Source organism: Pseudoxanthomonas sp. PXM01, assembly GCF_014851815.1.
GTDB lineage: Bacteria > Pseudomonadota > Gammaproteobacteria > Xanthomonadales > Xanthomonadaceae > Pseudoxanthomonas_A.
In genome coordinates this window covers 266353-281856 of sequence record NZ_JACVAJ010000002.1, presented here as the reverse complement: position 1 = coordinate 281856, position 15504 = coordinate 266353, and the positions used below count along the sequence as shown (strand labels likewise).

At 69.1% G+C, this 15504-nt stretch carries 16 protein-coding genes; all 16 read left to right on the top strand.

The features are described 5' to 3' along the window. The first annotated feature begins 67 nt into the window (after positions 1-67). The 16 genes from hfq to IB230_RS10595 all read left to right on the top strand — a co-directional run bounded on the left by hfq (position 68) and on the right by IB230_RS10595 (position 15389). Entirely contained in the window at positions 68-346 is a 279-nt protein-coding gene (gene hfq, locus IB230_RS10665) for an RNA chaperone Hfq (protein WP_192272022.1), read from the top strand. A 34-nt stretch (positions 347-380) separates the two neighbouring features. Beyond that, on the top strand, positions 381-1721 hold the full coding sequence (hflX, locus tag IB230_RS10660) for a ribosome rescue GTPase HflX (protein WP_192272013.1): 1341 nt from the start codon (positions 381-383) through the stop codon (positions 1719-1721). 231 nt (positions 1722-1952) lie between these two features. Next, positions 1953-3077, top strand: coding sequence for an FtsH protease activity modulator HflK (gene hflK, locus IB230_RS10655; protein ID WP_192272005.1), 1125 nt, complete (start codon positions 1953-1955; stop codon positions 3075-3077). Continuing rightward, entirely contained in the window at positions 3074-3937 is an 864-nt protein-coding gene (gene hflC, locus IB230_RS10650) for a protease modulator HflC (RefSeq protein WP_192272004.1), read from the top strand. The genes hflK and hflC overlap by 4 nt, the downstream gene beginning before the upstream one ends. A 96-nt stretch (positions 3938-4033) precedes the next feature. Continuing rightward, on the top strand, positions 4034-4219 hold the full coding sequence (locus tag IB230_RS10645; RefSeq protein WP_192272002.1) for a DUF2065 family protein: 186 nt from the start codon (positions 4034-4036) through the stop codon (positions 4217-4219). A 191-nt stretch (positions 4220-4410) separates the two neighbouring features. Then, entirely contained in the window at positions 4411-4794 is a 384-nt protein-coding gene (locus tag IB230_RS10640; RefSeq protein ID WP_225589490.1) for a DUF559 domain-containing protein, read from the top strand. 334 nt (positions 4795-5128) lie between these two features. Further along, complete coding sequence (locus tag IB230_RS10635) at positions 5129-6421, top strand: adenylosuccinate synthase (RefSeq protein WP_192271998.1); 1293 nt, start codon at positions 5129-5131, stop codon at positions 6419-6421. Positions 6422-6663: 242 nt separating this feature from the next. Next, the gene (locus IB230_RS10630) at positions 6664-6972 is read left to right on the top strand and encodes a hypothetical protein (RefSeq protein WP_225589489.1); all 309 of its coding nucleotides are present in this window, start codon (positions 6664-6666) and stop codon (positions 6970-6972) included. A 120-nt stretch (positions 6973-7092) separates the two neighbouring features. Continuing rightward, entirely contained in the window at positions 7093-7410 is a 318-nt protein-coding gene (locus IB230_RS10625; protein ID WP_225589488.1) for a hypothetical protein, read from the top strand. A 135-nt stretch (positions 7411-7545) separates the two neighbouring features. After that, on the top strand, positions 7546-7851 hold the full coding sequence (locus tag IB230_RS10620) for a hypothetical protein (protein WP_225589487.1): 306 nt from the start codon (positions 7546-7548) through the stop codon (positions 7849-7851). Positions 7852-7989: 138 nt separating this feature from the next. After that, positions 7990-9153 carry an efflux RND transporter periplasmic adaptor subunit gene (locus IB230_RS10615; protein ID WP_192271996.1) on the top strand — a complete coding sequence of 388 codons (1164 nt, stop codon included), beginning with the start codon at positions 7990-7992 and terminating at the stop codon, positions 9151-9153. Then, on the top strand, positions 9150-12242 hold the full coding sequence (locus IB230_RS10610; RefSeq protein ID WP_192271994.1) for an efflux RND transporter permease subunit: 3093 nt from the start codon (positions 9150-9152) through the stop codon (positions 12240-12242). The genes IB230_RS10615 and IB230_RS10610 overlap by 4 nt, the downstream gene beginning before the upstream one ends. A gap of 97 nt (positions 12243-12339) precedes the next feature. Then, entirely contained in the window at positions 12340-13020 is a 681-nt protein-coding gene (locus IB230_RS19835) for an aspartyl/asparaginyl beta-hydroxylase domain-containing protein (RefSeq protein WP_343227301.1), read from the top strand. Next, positions 12915-13325 carry an aspartyl/asparaginyl beta-hydroxylase domain-containing protein gene (locus tag IB230_RS19830; protein WP_343227340.1) on the top strand — a complete coding sequence of 137 codons (411 nt, stop codon included), beginning with the start codon at positions 12915-12917 and terminating at the stop codon, positions 13323-13325. The genes IB230_RS19835 and IB230_RS19830 overlap by 106 nt, the downstream gene beginning before the upstream one ends. A 59-nt stretch (positions 13326-13384) precedes the next feature. Continuing rightward, positions 13385-14065, top strand: coding sequence for a response regulator transcription factor (locus tag IB230_RS10600; protein ID WP_225589562.1), 681 nt, complete (start codon positions 13385-13387; stop codon positions 14063-14065). Beyond that, positions 14058-15389 (top strand): HAMP domain-containing sensor histidine kinase, encoded by a 1332-nt coding sequence (locus IB230_RS10595; RefSeq protein WP_192271990.1) that lies wholly within the window; start codon positions 14058-14060, stop codon positions 15387-15389. The genes IB230_RS10600 and IB230_RS10595 overlap by 8 nt, the downstream gene beginning before the upstream one ends. The last annotated feature ends 115 nt before the right edge of the window (positions 15390-15504 follow it).

Sequence of the window (15504 nt, the reverse complement as noted above, 5' to 3'; positions counted from 1 at the left end):
GGGAGCAGGTCGTCGGCCCGGCACGGCACCACTACATACCTATAAGAACGCAAGGCGGGAGTACGTCATGTCCAAGGGGCAATCCCTGCAGGATCCTTTCCTGAATGCACTGCGGCGCGAGCGCGTCCCGGTGTCGGTCTACCTGGTCAACGGCATCAAGCTGCAGGGCACCATCGAATCCTTCGACCAGTTCGTGGTCCTGCTGCGCAACACGGTCAGCCAGATGGTCTACAAGCACGCCATTTCCACCGTGGTGCCGGCACGCAACGTGCGCGTGGGTCCGGGTGGCGGCTACGTGCAGCAGGGTGACGAGGACGCGGAAGGCGGCGAAGACGAAACCGCGTGATAATGCGTGCCTCGCTTGAAGAGGCACGACCCCATTGTTTGAAAGATCCCGCAAGGGCGAGCATGCGCTGCTGATCCAGCCGCATGCCGGCGGCCGTCCCGACGACGGCATCACCGAGGAATTCAGCGACCTGGCGCGCTCGGCCGGCGCCACCATCGCCGCGCTGCTCACCGCGCGCATTGATCGCCCCAATCCCTCCACGCTGATCGGCAGCGGCAAGCTGGAGGAAGTGAAGGCGGCCGCCGATGCCACCGGCGCCGACCTGATCCTGGTCAATTTCGCGCTGTCGCCGGGCCAGGAACGCAATCTGGAAAAACTCCTGCAGCGTCGCGTGCTGGATCGCACCGGGTTGATCCTCGACATCTTCGCCCAGCGCGCGCGCAGCCACGAAGGCAAGCTGCAGGTAGAACTGGCGCAGCTGCGGCACATGGCCACGCGCCTGGTGCGCGGCTGGACCCACCTGGAGCGCCAGCGCGGCGGCTCCATCGGCCTGCGCGGTCCCGGCGAAACGCAGTTGGAAACCGACCGCCGCCTGCTGCAGAAGCGGGTCGAGCAGCTGCAGAAGCGGCTGGAGAAAGTCGAAGTGCAGCGCACGCAGATGCGCCGCGCCCGCGTGCGCAGCGAGCTGCCGCGCGTGGCCCTGGTCGGCTACACCAACGCCGGCAAGTCCACGCTGTTCAATGTGCTGACCGGTGCCGAGGCCTACGCGGCCGACCAGCTGTTCGCCACGCTGGACCCGACCGTGCGCCGCATCGACCTGCCCGGCGGAGCGGTGGTGCTGGCCGACACCGTCGGCTTCGTGCGCGATCTGCCGCACGAACTGGTCGCGGCCTTCCGCTCCACGCTGAGCGAGGCGCGCGAAGCCGACCTGCTGCTGCACGTCATCGATGCGGCCGACCCGCACCGCGAGGAACGCATCGCGCAGGTCGACGAGGTACTGCAGGAGATCGGCGCCGGCGACCTGCCGCAGATGCTGGTCTTCAACAAGATCGACCGTATCGACGGCGCCGCTCCGCGGCACGACCAGCCCGATCCCGGCGTCGACGAAGGCGAGGCGCCCAGTGCCGGCATGGGCCGCGAGCGCGTGTGGCTGTCCGCGCGCGATGGCGTCGGCATCGACCTGCTGAAGGGTGCGCTGGCGCAGCGGCTGGGCTTCCAGCGCGTGCGCGGCGAACTGCACCTGCCGGCGAACTCCGCGCGCCTGCGTTCGCGCCTGCATGCACTGGGCGCCGTGCTGGCCGAGGATTTCGAAGAAAACGGCTGGCGCGTCACCGTCGACCTCGCCTTGGCCGACGCCCAGCGCCTGGCCTCGCAGGCCGGCGGGCATCCGCTGGAAGCCCTGCTGCCGCAGGCGGAACGGGAGGAGTGGCAGTAGGAGCGGAGTCAGCGACGGGGGGTAGGTGTGGGAGCGACGTAAGTCGCGAATCTTTTGCCGGGCAAGCTGGGCGCCGCATGCACGGCCCGTTCGCGACTTACGTCGCTCCCACAGGACAGGGCGTCGCAGGCATGACCTCCCGGCCTTGCCTCCCGGCCAGGCCGCCCCTATCTAGTAGAATCGAAACCTGCGCCGGCCCCGGCCGCGCGAATCTTTCAGAATGGAGTGGGCATGGCCTGGAACACCCCTGGCAGCGGCAGCGGCGGATCTGGCAACAACGGCAACCGGAACAACAGTTGGAAGCCGCGCAACCCGCAGGGAGGCGGTGGCATCGGTGACGTGATCGAACGTCTGCGCAGCCTGTTCGGCGGTGTCGGCGGCGGTGGCAATCCGCTGCGCTGGGTACTGCTTGGTATCGGCCTGCTGGTGCTGTTCTCCAGCTTCCAGCTGATCGGCGAACAGGACCGTGGCGTCGTACTGCGCTTCGGCCAGTACGCGCGCACCATGCAGCCGGGCCCGAACTTCAAGTTCCCCTGGCCGATCGAGAGCGTCACCAAGGTCAACGCCACCGGCGTGCGCACCTTCAGCAACAGCCTGCCGGTGCTGACGCGCGACGAGAACATCATCACCGTATCGTTCAACGTGCAGTACCGCGTCGGCGACCCCAAGCTGTTCCTGTTCGGTACCACCGACGCCACCCGCGTGCTGGAACAGACCGCCCAGAGCGCCGTGCGCGAAGTGATCGGCCGCTCCGACCTCGACGCCGCACTGAACAACCGTGGTCCGCTGTCCGCCACCGCCGGTACCGCGCTGCAGGCCTCGCTCGAGGCCTACCGCACCGGCCTGGTCGTCACCGAACTGAGCCTGCAGGACGCGCGTCCGCCGGAAGCCGTCAAGCCGGCGTTCGACGAGGTCAACAGCGCCCAGCAGGAAAACGAGCGCCTGGTGTCGCAGGCGCGTGCCGTCGCGGCCCGCATCGTGCCGGAGGCGCGCGGCGACGCGCAGCAGATCCGCACGCAGGCCGAAGGCTACAAGACCGCCGCCATCGCCAAGGCGACCGGTGACGCGACCCGCTTCAGCCTGCTGCTGGACGAGTACCGCAACGCCCCGGAAGTCACCCGCAAGCGCCTGTGGCTGGATACCGTGCAGGAAGTGCTGGCCGGCAACCGCAAGATCGTCGGCAGCGATAGCCGCCAGGTGCTGTACGTGCCGATGGGCAATGCCCCGGCACCGACGCAGCCGCCGGCGGGCGTCCTGCCCACCCAGGTGCTGCCGCAGGTGGAGAGCACCCCGACCAGTTCCCGCAATTCGGCGCGTAGCCCACGCCCGGCCGGCCGTGAGGAGGCGCAGCCATGAGGAATTCCCTGATCGTCGGCATTCTCGTGGCCGTGCTGCTGGGCCTGATGGGTTCGGTGTACGTCGTGCGCGAAGGGCAGGTGGGCCTGGTGCTTAACCTCGGCCGCGTGGTGCGCAGCGAGATCGGCCCCGGCCTGCATTTCAAGCTGCCGCTGGTGGAAACCGCGCGCGTCTTCGACCGCCGCTTCACCGCCAACGAGTTCCCGCCCGAGCGTTCGCTCACCTCCGAGCGCAAGGACGTCAGCGTCGACTTCATCGCCATCGGCTTCATCGTCAACGCGGCGGATTTCTACCGCGCGACCGGCGGCCAGGCCGAACTGGCCACCGAGCGCCTGGCGCCGATCATCAAGGAATCGCTGCGCAACGAGATCAACTCGCGCACGTTGACCCAGCTGGTGTCGGGCAACCGCAACGAGCTGATCGAGAAGCAGCTGCCGGGCATCAACGCCGGCGCCAAGAACCTGGGCATGCAGGTGGTCGATATCCGCTTCAAGCAGATCGACCTGCCGACCGACAGCGAAGTCATCGACCAGGTCTACAACCGCATGCGCGCCGAGCGCACGCAGGTGGCCAGCGCGTTGCGCGCGCAGGGCGCGGAGCAGGCGCGCATCGTCGAGGCGCAGGCCAACCGCGATGTCGCGGTGCTGCTGGCCGAGGCCGAGCGCGATGCGCAGAAGCTGCGCGGCGAAGGCGATGCCGAAGCCGCCCGCATCTACGGTGCCGCCGCCGGCCGCGATGCGTCGTTCTACGCCTTCCAGCGCAGCCTCGAGGCCTACCGCACCTCGTTCAAGGACGGACAGGGCGTGATCGTGCTGGACAAGGACGATCCGTTCCTCCAGTACATGCGCAGCGATCGCTGAGCAGTCCCGCACCGGCCGCCCACGAGGCGGCCGGTGCCGTTTCAGCCTCCTGTCTTCATCGCCTCGCCGTTTGCTGGCACGCCCGGAACCCCACTCATGTCCGAACTCTGGTCCGCCCTCTGCCTGGTCGCCATCCTCGAAGGCCTGGTGCTGTTCGCCATCCCGGCCAGTTGGAAGCGTGCTGTCGTGCAACTGCTGCGGATGTCCGACGGCCAGGTGCGCGCGGTGGGCGGTTTCATCCTGATCTTCGGGTTGACGCTGCTGTGGTGGGTGAAGCACTGAGGCTCGTTGAACAACACCGTCCGCTGACACGAAACCCGTATTCCTTCTCCCTGCGAAGCGGGGAGAAGGTGCCCGAAGGGCGGATGAGGGGTGCTTTCCTATCCGTCTCCATGCCTTTATCCGATCCCCCTCGCGATGCGTAAAAGCCAGGCTGTTCTCCATCCGTCGGAGACCGCCACATGCGAAGCACCTTGGACCACGAACGCGAGCGTTACCTGCGTCAGGAACAGACGGAAGCCGAAAGGGTGTTGTGGTGGCAGTTGCGCAATCGGCGCCTGCTGGGATGGAAGTTCCGACGCCAATATCGCATCGGCCCGTATTTCGCCGACTTCGCTTGTCCGGAAGCAGGCCTGGTGATCGAGCTGGATGGCAGCCAGCATCTGGAGCAGATTCGACACGACGTACTGCGTACCGCCCGCCTGCGACGAGAAGGCTTTGAGGTCCTGCGATTCTGGAACGATGTGGTACTGCGTGAAACGGATGCGGTACTGATGGCGATCACCACCGCGCTCGCCCCTCATCCGCCTTCGGCACCTTCTCCCCGCTTCGCAGGGAGAAGGGGAGATGGGGGCTAGGCTGTTCTCCTTTCTCCGTTCACGGGAGGGGGCATCCGAAGAGCCCGCCCCGGACCGGATACACGGGCCGATGAGGGGCCGCCTCCCACCTCCTTCCTGAACGCCCAGGCCGCCAGCCCGGGCCGCCCAGGGTAGCCCCCGTCCCCATAAACCCGGATAATGCACAAAAGCCGGACGGGCTCCCTGCGTGGGAAGACCGCCGGCTTTTTCCGTGTCTGGGCCCGGCGTGGCGGGCGGCTCCCCGATGGAGTCTGCCGGCGGCAACGGCGCCGTGGACCAGCGCGACCCCTTCCGGCGGCCCCGATGGCCGCCAACAATCGAGGAGTTACCCGTCATGGGTCAGTCAGTCGTCGTTCTCGGCGCCCAGTGGGGCGATGAAGGCAAGGGCAAGATCGTCGATCTGCTCACCGAGGAAATCGGTGCCGTCGTCCGCTTCCAGGGCGGCCACAATGCCGGCCACACGCTGGTCATCGGTGGCAAGAAGACCGTTCTTCACCTGATCCCGTCCGGCATCCTGCGTCCCGACGCGCTGTGCCTGATCGGCAACGGCGTGGTGCTGTCGCCGGCCGCGCTGATGAAGGAAATCGCGGAGCTGGAAGCGGCGGGCGTGGAAGTGCGCTCGCGTCTGAAGATCTCGCCGGCCACGCCGCTGATCATGCCGTACCACATCGCCCTCGATCAGGCCCGCGAGAAGGCCGCCGGCGGCAAGGCCATCGGCACCACCGGCCGCGGCATCGGCCCGGCCTACGAAGACAAGGTGGCGCGTCGCGGCATCCGCGTGGCCGACCTGCATTATCCGAAGCAGCTGGAAGAACTCCTGCGCACCGCGCTGGATTACCACAACTTCGTGCTGACCAAGTACCTCAACGTCGAGCCGGTCGATTTCCAGAAGACCTACGACGAAGCGCTGGCCTTCGGCGAGTACGTGCAGCCGATGAAGTCCGACGTCGCCGGCATCCTGCACGACCTGCGCAAGCAGGGTAAGCGCGTGCTGTTCGAAGGCGCGCAGGGTGCACTGCTCGACATCGACCACGGCACCTATCCCTACGTCACCAGTTCCAACACCACCGTCGGCGGCGCGTTCGCCGGCACCGGCGTGGGCGCGGACGCGATCGACTACGTGCTCGGCATCTGCAAGGCCTATGCGACGCGCGTCGGCGGCGGTCCGTTCCCGACCGAACTGGACGACGAAGTCGGCCAGGGCATCCGCGACCGTGGCCAGGAGTACGGCGCGTCCACCGGCCGTCCGCGCCGCTGCGGCTGGATGGACATCGTCGCGCTGAAGCGCGCCGTCGCCATCAACGGCATCTCCGGCCTGTGCATCACCAAGCTCGACGTGCTGGACGGCATGGAGAAGCTGAAGATCTGCATCGCGTACGAGTACCGCGGCAAGCGCACCGAGTACGCACCGCTCGACGCCGCCGGCTGGGAAGAGTGCACGCCGGTGTACCTGGAATTCCCGGGCTGGGAAGAGAACACCCACGGCGTCACCGAGTGGGACAAGCTGCCGCCGGCCGCGCGTGCCTACCTGCGCGCGCTGGAGGAACTGTCGGGTTGCCCGCTGGCCATCGTCAGCACCGGTCCCGACCGCGACCACACCATGGTGCTGCAGGATCCGTTCGCGTAACCGAGCGTACGTCCGGGCGCAGGGTGTCCTGTCGCCGCGTGGCAACGCGACATAACAGGGGTGCACGGATGCACGCCGCATTGAAAGGAAGCCCCGCGGATGCGGGGCTTTTTTTATGCATCGATGGCGGGCCGCGTGAAGCGGCGCCACGCCGCTGGAGATCCCTTTCCCTGGTTGTGCCTGCGTCGGCCGCTCCGTGCCGTCCGTGCGTGCGCGCGCCTGTTTTCCATGGAGCCATTCCCATGCTCGACCCCAACGACCGCGCGCACGACGACCTGGAGACGGAGGATGCCGCGACCGCGGCCACCCTCCTCGATCGTCGCGACGACACGTCTGCGAACGACCCCATCGCCCTGCGTTCGGGCCTGTCGCGCGCGCAACTCGATACGCTGGAGACGATGGAAAGCTTCCAGTGGCGCCTGGGATTCGTGCGCTGGCCCGTGTTCAAGGCCGCCATCCCGGTGCTGTTCAACCGCACCGGGACCCGTTACGTGGTGATCCGCGAAGACGGCAGCATCGACGAACACCCCACGCTGACCTTGCGCCAATGAGCGCATTCGCCGACCTGCGGGTCCGGCACACGTCTTGCATCGTCATCACGACCCTAAATAGCGGCCGTCCGCGGCCGTTACGGATACCAGGTGTCGCCAGCCATCGTTGGAGTTTCCCCCATGTACCGTAGTGCCGCCCGAGCCGCCGTCATCACCGGCCCCTGGTCTTCGCCCGCGCCGGCGAAGGCGTCCACCCCCGCCGAACGCCGCAAGGCCGTGCCGGCGCCGGACACCGATGCGTTGCGCACGGGCCTGACGCCTGCGCAGCTGATGACGCTGGAAGCCCTGGAAATCTTCCAGTGGCGGCTGGCCTTCGTGCGTCGCCCGCTGTTCCAGGCGCCCATTCCGGTGCTGTTCGACCGCGAGGACACGCGCTACGTGGTCATCGAGGAAGACGGCACGCTCAACGAACAACCCACGCTGCAACTGCGGGTCTGATGCCGCGTCGCTGAACCGGACCTAGCTGTCGCATCTCCGCCCTCACGTTTTGTTCCTGTCGGCCGATACAGGGTGTAACCCTGCGTGCGCCGGTGGCGCGCGTGTTCGTCCACGCCATCAGGAGCCCCCCACCGGATGTCGGATCCGCAACGCCCCCGCGACCCCTCCGAGCCGGATACCGCCGGCACCGCCCCCCGCACGCCCGAGCGCCGCAAGGACGCCCGGGCGATGGACGACGCCACGCTGCTCGCAGGCCTCACGCCGGAGCAGCAGGCCACCGTGCAGACGATGGAAACCTTCCACTGGCACCTGAAGTTCGTCCGTCGTCCGCTGTTCAAGACGCCGATCCCCGTGCTGTTCAACCGCGCAGGCGACCGCTTCGTCGTGGTCAACGAAGACGGCACCATCGATGAGAATCCCACGCTGACGCTGCGCGACTGAGCCTGCGTCGCGTCGTCGCACCGCGCGACATTCCCACGACATCCCCCCTCCATCATCCGCCGCGCACACGCCATTCCGCGTGCTGCCGCGGCGCGTCGATGCGCGCTGTGGAACCGGAGTCCGAGGAATTCCTTCCCCATGAAGCGCGGTCGCATCGCTCTCATCCTGGTCGTGGCCGTCGTCGCGGTCGTCCTGATCGCCCTCGGTGTCGGCCGCGATGACGCCTCGGCGGCACCGGCCGACCCCGCGCCGGTGCTGTCGGTCAGCCTGACCCGACCCAGCATCGACACGCTGCCCGTGCGCGTGCCGGCCAGCGGCAGCATCGCCGCCTGGCAGGAAGCCAGCATCGGCGCCGATACCGATGCGCTGCGCCTGACCGAGGTGCGCGTCAACGTCGGCGACCGCGTCCGTCGCGGCCAGATCCTGGCGACGTTCGATCCCGCGCTGGTGGAGGCCGATGTGGACGAAGCCGTCGCGGCCGTCGCCGTCGCGCAGGCCCAGTCGCTGGAGGCGGCCGGCAATGCACGGCGCGCGACGCTGCTCGACGGCTCCGGCGCGATGTCCAGGCAGCAGGTCGAGCAATATGTCGCCGCCTCCGCGGTGGCGCAGGCGCGGCTGCAGGCGGCGCGCGCCACCGAGCAACGCCAGCGCAAGCGACTGGCGCAGACGCGTGTGCTCGCGCCCGCCGACGGCATCGTCACCGTGCGCAGCGCCACCGTCGGCGCGGTGGTGCCGGCGGGGCAGGAGCTGTTCCGCATGATCAAGGACGGCCGGCTGGAATGGCGCGCCGCGGTCGCCGTCGCCGATCTCGACGCGCTCGCCGTGGGCCAGGACGTGCGGATCCGCCTGCCCGGACACGACGAGGTGCGCGGCACGCTGCGGATGATCGCGCCCGACATCGACACGCAGACCCGCAGCGGTCTGGTCTACGTCGACCTGCCGCGCCACGACGCGCTGCGTGCCGGCGCGTTCGTCACCGGCCACATCGACGTGCGCGAGGCCGCCACGCTGACGCTGCCGCAGGGCGCCGTGCTGCTGCGCGACGGCTTCCACTACGTGATGCGCGTCGGTCCGGCGTCGGACGTGGTCGCGAAGAAGGTCGCGGTGGGACGCCGCATCGGTGACCGCATCGAGATCGTCTCCGGCCTGGCGGCCACCGATGCGGTAATCGCCACCGGCCTGGGCTTCCTCAGCGAAGGCGACACCGTGCGCGTGGTCGACGCGGCGCCGGATGCCGCCGATGCGCGCGTGTCCCGCGCGTCGCGCGCGAACGCCGAAGCGCTGGCGCGGAGCGCCCTGTGAACCTCAACGTCTCCACCTGGTCGATCCACAACCCGGTCGCCACCACGCTGCTCTTCATCCTGCTGACGCTGGCCGGCATCGGCGGCTTCCTGGCGATGAAGGTGCAGAACTTCCCCGACATCGACTTCCCGGTCATCACGGTGACGGCCGCGCTGCCCGGCGCCTCGCCCGCGCAACTGGAGAACGATGTCGCGCGCCGGATCGAGGACTCGCTGGCCAACGTGCAGGGCCTGAAGCACATCGTCACCACGCTGACCGACGGCGCCGCCACGATCACCGCCGAGTTCCAGGTCGGCAAGCCGGTGCAGGAGGCAATGGACGACGTGCGCGACGCCGTCTCCGCCACCCGCGCCCATCTGCCCGCGGACCTGCAGGACCCGATCATCAGGAAGCGCGAACTGGCCGCGGCGCCGGTGCTGACCTACACCGTGTCCTCGGCCACGCGCGACGACGAGGCGCTGTCGTGGTTCGTCGACAGCCAGGTCAGCAAGAAGCTGCTGGCCGTGCCCGGTGTCGGCGCGGTCTCGCGCGTCGGTGGCGTCGACCGCGAAGTCCGCGTCGAACTCGATCCGGTGCGCCTGCTGGCGTTCAACGCCACCGCCGCCGATCTGTCGCGGCAGCTGCGCGAGCTGCAACAGGAAGCCTCCGGCGGCCGCATCGATGTCGGCGGTGCGGAGCAGTCCGTGCGCACCATCGCCACGGTCGAGGCGGCGCAGGACATCGCGCGGCTGGACGTGTCGCTGAGCGACGGTCGCCGCCTGCGCGTGGACCAGGTCGCGGACGTGTCCGACACCGTCGCCGAGCCGCGCTCGATGGCGCTGATGGACGGGCGTCCGGTGGTCGCCTTCGACGTGCTGCGCTCGCGCGGTGCCGGCGAACTGGATGTCGCCGAGGCCTCGCGTGCGGTGATCGACGAACTGCGCACCGCGCATCCGGAGATCGTCTTCGCCGAGGCGGTCGACCACGTCACGCCCATCGCCGAGAACTACCACGGCTCGATGATGCTGCTGTACGAAGGCGCCGCACTGGCGGTGCTGGTGGTGTTCTGCTTCCTGCGCGATGGCCGCGCCACGCTGATCGCCGCGGTGGCGCTGCCGCTGTCGGCCATCCCGACCTTCGCGGTGATGCACCTGATGGGCTTCAGCCTCAACACGGTGTCGCTGCTGTCGCTGTCGCTGGTGGTCGGCGTGCTGGTCGACGACGCCATCGTCGAGATCGAGAACATCGAGCGCCACCTGCTGATGGGCAAGACGCCGATGCGTGCGGCCACCGAAGCCGCCGACGAGATCGGGCTGGCGGTGGTGGCCACCACGTTCACCCTGATCGCGGTGTTCCTGCCCACCTCGCTGATGGGCGGCGAGGTCGGCATGTACTTCGTGCAGTTCGGCTGGACCGCGGCGGTGGCGGTGTTCTTCTCGCTGGTGGTGGCGCGCATGCTGACCCCGACCATGGCGGCCTACCTGCTGAAGGCGCCGAAGAAGGTGCACGCGCCGCCGCGCTGGCTGGCGCGTTATCTGGATCTGGTCGGGCTCTGCCTGCGTCATCGCGCGGCGACCGCCGCGGCGGCGGCGCTGCTGGTGGTCTCCGGGCTCGGCGTCGCCGCGCTGCTGCCAGGCGAATTCATTCCCGCCGACGACGGCGACCAGGCGCAGGTGACGCTGACGCTGCCCCCGGGCAGCACGCTGCAGGACACGCGCGCACTGGCCGAACGTGCCCGCGACCTGATCGCCGCGCATGCCGAGGTGGTCTCGGTCTACACCGCCATCGGCGCGAGCACGGGCGGCGGCGAACCCGGCGAGGACGCGCAGCCCGGCACCGTCACCCGCGCCACGCTCACTGCCAACCTGGCGCCGCGCGGCGAGCGCGACCGCACGCGGCAGCAGATCGAAGCGCGCCTGCGCGAGGATCTGCTCGACCTGCCCGGCGCGCGCATCCGCGTCGGCGGTGGCGACGACGAGGGCTACGAACTGGTGCTGACCTCGGAGGACGGCGCCGCGCTCGCGCGCCATGCCGCCGTGGTCGAACGCGAACTGCGCGGTATTCCCGGCGTCGGCGCGGTGACCTCGTCGGCCAGCCTGGTGCGTCCAGAGCTGGTGGTGCGGCCCGACTTCGCCCGCGCCGCCGACCTCGGCGTGACCTCCGCCGCCATCGCCGAAACGCTGCGCATCGCCACCGCCGGCGACTATCGCCAGGACCTGGCCAAGTTGAACCTCAGCGAGCGGCAGGTGCCGGTGGTGGTGCGGCTGGCCGACCGCGGCCGCGACGACCTCGACATGCTGCGCCGCCTGCCGGTGCCCGGTGCGCGCGGCCCGGTGCCGCTGGAGAGCGTTGCCGACCTGCAGCTGCTGACCGGCCCGTCGGAGCTGACACGCTACGACCGCATGCGCAACGTCGAGTTCGCGGTCGAGCTCAACGGGCAGCCGCTGGGCGATGTCGAAGCCGCCGCCGACAAGCTGCCCAGCCTGCGCAACCTGCCGCGTGGCGTGGCCCATGCCGCCACCGGCGAGGCCGAAGTGATGGGCGAACTGGTGGTCGGGTTCGCCGTGGCGATGCTGGCCGGCATCTTCTGCGTCTACGCGGTGCTGGTGCTGCTGCTGAAGGATTTCGCCCAGCCGCTGACCGTGCTGGTGGCGCTGGTGCTGGCGATTCCCGGCGCGTTCCTGGCGCTGTTCCTGACCGGCGCCTCGCTGTCGATGCCGTCGATGATCGGGCTGATCATGCTGATGGGCATCACCACCAAGAATTCGATCCTCCTGGTGGACTACATCGTCATCGCGCGCCGCGACCACGGCATGGTGCTCGGCGATGCCATCGTCGATGCTTGCCGCAAGCGCGCGCGTCCCATTGTGATGACCACGCTCGCGATGGGTGCCGGCATGCTGCCGGTCGCGCTCGGCATCGGCGCCGATCCGAGTTTCCGTGCGCCGATGGCGATCGTCGTCATCGGTGGGCTGATCACCTCCACCGTGCTGTGCCTGCTGGTGGTGCCGGTGGTCTACAGCCTGGTCGACGACGCCCTCGGCAGCGTGCGTCGTGCGGTCGCCGCGCGTCGTCCCGCGGACGCGGCGGCGGTGGAGGCGGGCGCATGAAGACGATGGGCGGGACGCGCATCGGGGCAGGTCCTTCTTGCGCGGCGGGGGTCAGGCAAGCGCCCCCGTCCGCGCCTTTTTACCTCGGGGATCTGTCATGAACGTCAGCACGTTCGCGCTGGCCGTGATCGGCGCCTATGCGGTGGCCTCCATCGCCTACGTCTACCGCTGGCGCGGCCGCCTGCGCTACGCCGGCTTCGGCGAATACCTGCGCAAGAGCTGGCCGGTGTTCGCGCCGCTCAACTGCCTGCTGTACCTGGCCACGCACCGCGCCGCGCGGCGGCCGGTGATCGACAGCGCGTACCTGGATGGCATCTCCATCCTGCGTGCGCACTGGCCGCGCATCCGCAGCGAGGCGTTGGCGCTGTACGCCAGCGGCGCGCTGGAGGCGACCAGCCAGCCCGGCTCGGCCGGCTACCACGACCTCGGCTTCCGCACGTTCTACAAGCGCGGCTGGCGCAAGTTCTACCTGCGCTGGTACGGCACGCCGCACGCCTCCGCACAGCGGCTGTGCCCGGAAACGCTGTGGCTGCTGGCGCAGGTGCCGGGCATCCGCGCGGCGATGTTCTCGGTGCTGCCGCCGGGTGCGGAACTGACGCTGCACTCGGATCCGCTGGCGTGTTCGTTCGCTACCACCTGGGCCTGGTCACGCCGAACGACGATGCCTGCTTCATCAACGTGGACGGGCAGGCGCTGTCGTGGCGCGACGGACGTGACTTCGTGTTCGACGAAACCTATCCGCACTACGCACGCAACGACACCGACACGCTGCGGCTGATCCTGATGTGCGACGTGGAGCGGCCGATGAATCCGCTCGGTCGTGCGTTCAACCGGCTGTACTCGCAGCTGGCGCGCGCGCTGGCCGTGCCCAATACCGGTGAGGACCGGCGCGGCGCGCTGACCGCCGTGTTCGCCGCGGTCGCGCCGCTGCGCAGGCGCGCCGTCGTGCTGAAAGCGCGGCATCGCGGCCTGTACGTGCTGCTGAAGTATTCGTTGAACGCGATGCTCCTGCTGCTCGCCTTCCTGCCCGTTTTCGCCGTGCTACAGTGGATCGAGCGCGCGGACCTCGCGGCGGTGTACTGATCCATGCGCGACTTTCTGCCCGCCCATCCCGAGGCGCACGATCCATGAGCAGGGACTCCCTGTCGATCCTGATCATCGAGGACAACGCGCAGCTCGCGGCCAACCTCTACGACTACCTGGAAGGCTGCGGCCACAACCTGGATGCCGCGCCCGATGGCCTGTCCGGCCTGCACCTGGCGGCCTCGAAGGATTACGACGCCATCGTGCTGGACTGGAACCTGCCGCGCCTGGACGGCCTGACCGTGCTGCGCCGCCTGCGCGGCGAGGCGAAGAAGAAGGTGCCGGTGATCATGCTGACCGCGCGCGACCAGTTGTCGGACAAGATCGACGGCTTCGAGTCCGGCCTGGACGACTACCTGGTCAAGCCGGTGGCGCTGCCCGAGATCGAAGTGCGGCTGCGCTCGCTGGTGGCGCGCCTGCGCCAGTCGGCCGCACCGGACGATGTGCTGAGCGTCGGCGACCTGCAGTTCCACATGGGCACGATGGAGATCCAGCGCGGTGATCGCCGCATCGTGCTGACCCGCACCGGCCGGCGCCTGCTGGAACTGCTGATGCGCGAGAGCCCGCAGGTGGTGTCGCGGGCAAAGCTGGAACGCGCGGCGTGGGGCGACGAGGTGCCCGGCACCGACCTGTTGCGCTCGCACATGTACGTGCTGCGGCGTGCACTGGAACAGGCGCCGGAAACCACGCTGCTGCATACGGTGCCCGGCACCGGCTACCGGTTGTGCGTGCTTGAATAGTCTCTTCGCCCGCCTCCTCAAGCCGCGCGGCGTGCACGGCGGCATCACCGTCGCGCTGGTCGTGTTTGGACTGATCATGATGACCTCGCTGACGTTCCAGAACTTCAGCAGCCAGGGCCTGATCGAGCACCGCTACTGGGCCGACCTGCTGCGTGAAGTGTCGGACGAGCACGCGGCGCGGGTGCGCGCGGGCGACGCGCTGCCGCAGGAGGGGTTGGTGCGCTCGTGGTACATCGCGCCCGGTGCGCCAACCTCGGCGCCGGACTACCTGGCCGACCTGCCGCCGGGCGAATACTCCACCGAGAACGGCTTCCGCAATTTCACCGAGCTCGAAGGCTTCGATGGCCACGGCAGTTTCCATGCGGTGGTCGTCGACCTGCCGCCGGGCCGGCTGGTGACCGAACTCGACATCGGGCCGATCGAGGACCAGCAGAACCGCACGTCGTGGTGGAGCCTGATGTGGGCGTTGTCGTTCGCGCTGATGATCTGGGCGGTGATCGCCTGGCTGCACGCGAACCTGGTGCGCCCGGTCCGCGACCTGGCCGACCGCATGCAGGCCATCGATCCGCGCGACAGCACGGCACGCTTGCCGACCACCTACCTGCGCGAGGAGATCCAGGTCATCGCGCAGGCCAGCAACGTGCACCTGGAGCGCGTGGGCCAGTTCATCGAACGCGAGCGCAGCCTGCTCGACCAGGCCAGCCACGAGTTCCGCACGCCCATCGCGGTGATCGCCGGGGCGGTCGACGTGCTCAAGCAGATGTCGCTGCCAGACACCTCGCAGCCGGCGCTGGCGCGCATTGAACATGCGGTGGAAGGCCTGTCCGAAACCATGGTGGCGCTGCTGTACCTGGCGCGCGAGCCGGAGAACGGCAGCGAGCCCGCCGAGGTCACGGCGTTGCACGAGTGCCTGCCGCGGATCGTCGAGGACCACGAGCATCTGCTGGCAGGGCGGGGTGCGCAGCTGCGCGTGGGCGAGCTGCCGCCGACCTATCTGGCCGCGCCGGAAGCGATGGTGCGCATCGCGGTCAGCAACCTGATCCGCAATGCCATCGAGAACACCGAGGCCGGCTATGTGGAGGTGACGCTGTCGCACGGCGTCATCGCGGTGGTCGATTCGGGCAGCGGCTTCAATCCGGTCGAAGCCGCGCGCCGTTACCGCGAGAGCCTGCGCCATGCAGCACCCACGCGCGGGCAGGGGCTGGGCCTGTTCCTGATCGGCCGCATCTGCGAACGCTTCGGCTGGCGCCTGGCCATCGACGCCGGCACCGTCGCCGGCACGCGCGCGCACCTGGACGTGTCGGCCAGCGTCATCCCGCTGTAGGCCCACGCTTCCGACCCGCATCGACGCCTGCCGCGTTGTCGGCAGGCGTTGTCGTTTCTGCGCGCTTCGCGTTCGCACGTCGGTGCGGTGACGCGGCGGGTGGGGCAGGGGCGGG

What these genes read in the sequence shown, in the direction of transcription:
- hflC (WP_192272004.1), top strand. Translation starts at nt 3,074, where the DNA reads ATGAGGAATTCCCTGATCGTCGGCATTCTCGTGGCCGTGCTGCTGGGC.
- IB230_RS10645 (WP_192272002.1), top strand. Translation starts at nt 4,034, where the DNA reads ATGTCCGAACTCTGGTCCGCCCTCTGCCTGGTCGCCATCCTCGAAGGC.
- IB230_RS19835 (WP_343227301.1), top strand. Translation starts at nt 12,340, where the DNA reads ATGAACGTCAGCACGTTCGCGCTGGCCGTGATCGGCGCCTATGCGGTG.
- IB230_RS10635 (WP_192271998.1), top strand. Translation starts at nt 5,129, where the DNA reads ATGGGTCAGTCAGTCGTCGTTCTCGGCGCCCAGTGGGGCGATGAAGGC.
- IB230_RS10630 (WP_225589489.1), top strand. Translation starts at nt 6,664, where the DNA reads ATGCTCGACCCCAACGACCGCGCGCACGACGACCTGGAGACGGAGGAT.
- IB230_RS10615 (WP_192271996.1), top strand. Translation starts at nt 7,990, where the DNA reads ATGAAGCGCGGTCGCATCGCTCTCATCCTGGTCGTGGCCGTCGTCGCG.
- IB230_RS10625 (WP_225589488.1), top strand. Translation starts at nt 7,093, where the DNA reads ATGTACCGTAGTGCCGCCCGAGCCGCCGTCATCACCGGCCCCTGGTCT.
- hflK (WP_192272005.1), top strand. Translation starts at nt 1,953, where the DNA reads ATGGCCTGGAACACCCCTGGCAGCGGCAGCGGCGGATCTGGCAACAAC.
- IB230_RS10620 (WP_225589487.1), top strand. Translation starts at nt 7,546, where the DNA reads ATGTCGGATCCGCAACGCCCCCGCGACCCCTCCGAGCCGGATACCGCC.
- hfq (WP_192272022.1), top strand. Translation starts at nt 68, where the DNA reads ATGTCCAAGGGGCAATCCCTGCAGGATCCTTTCCTGAATGCACTGCGG.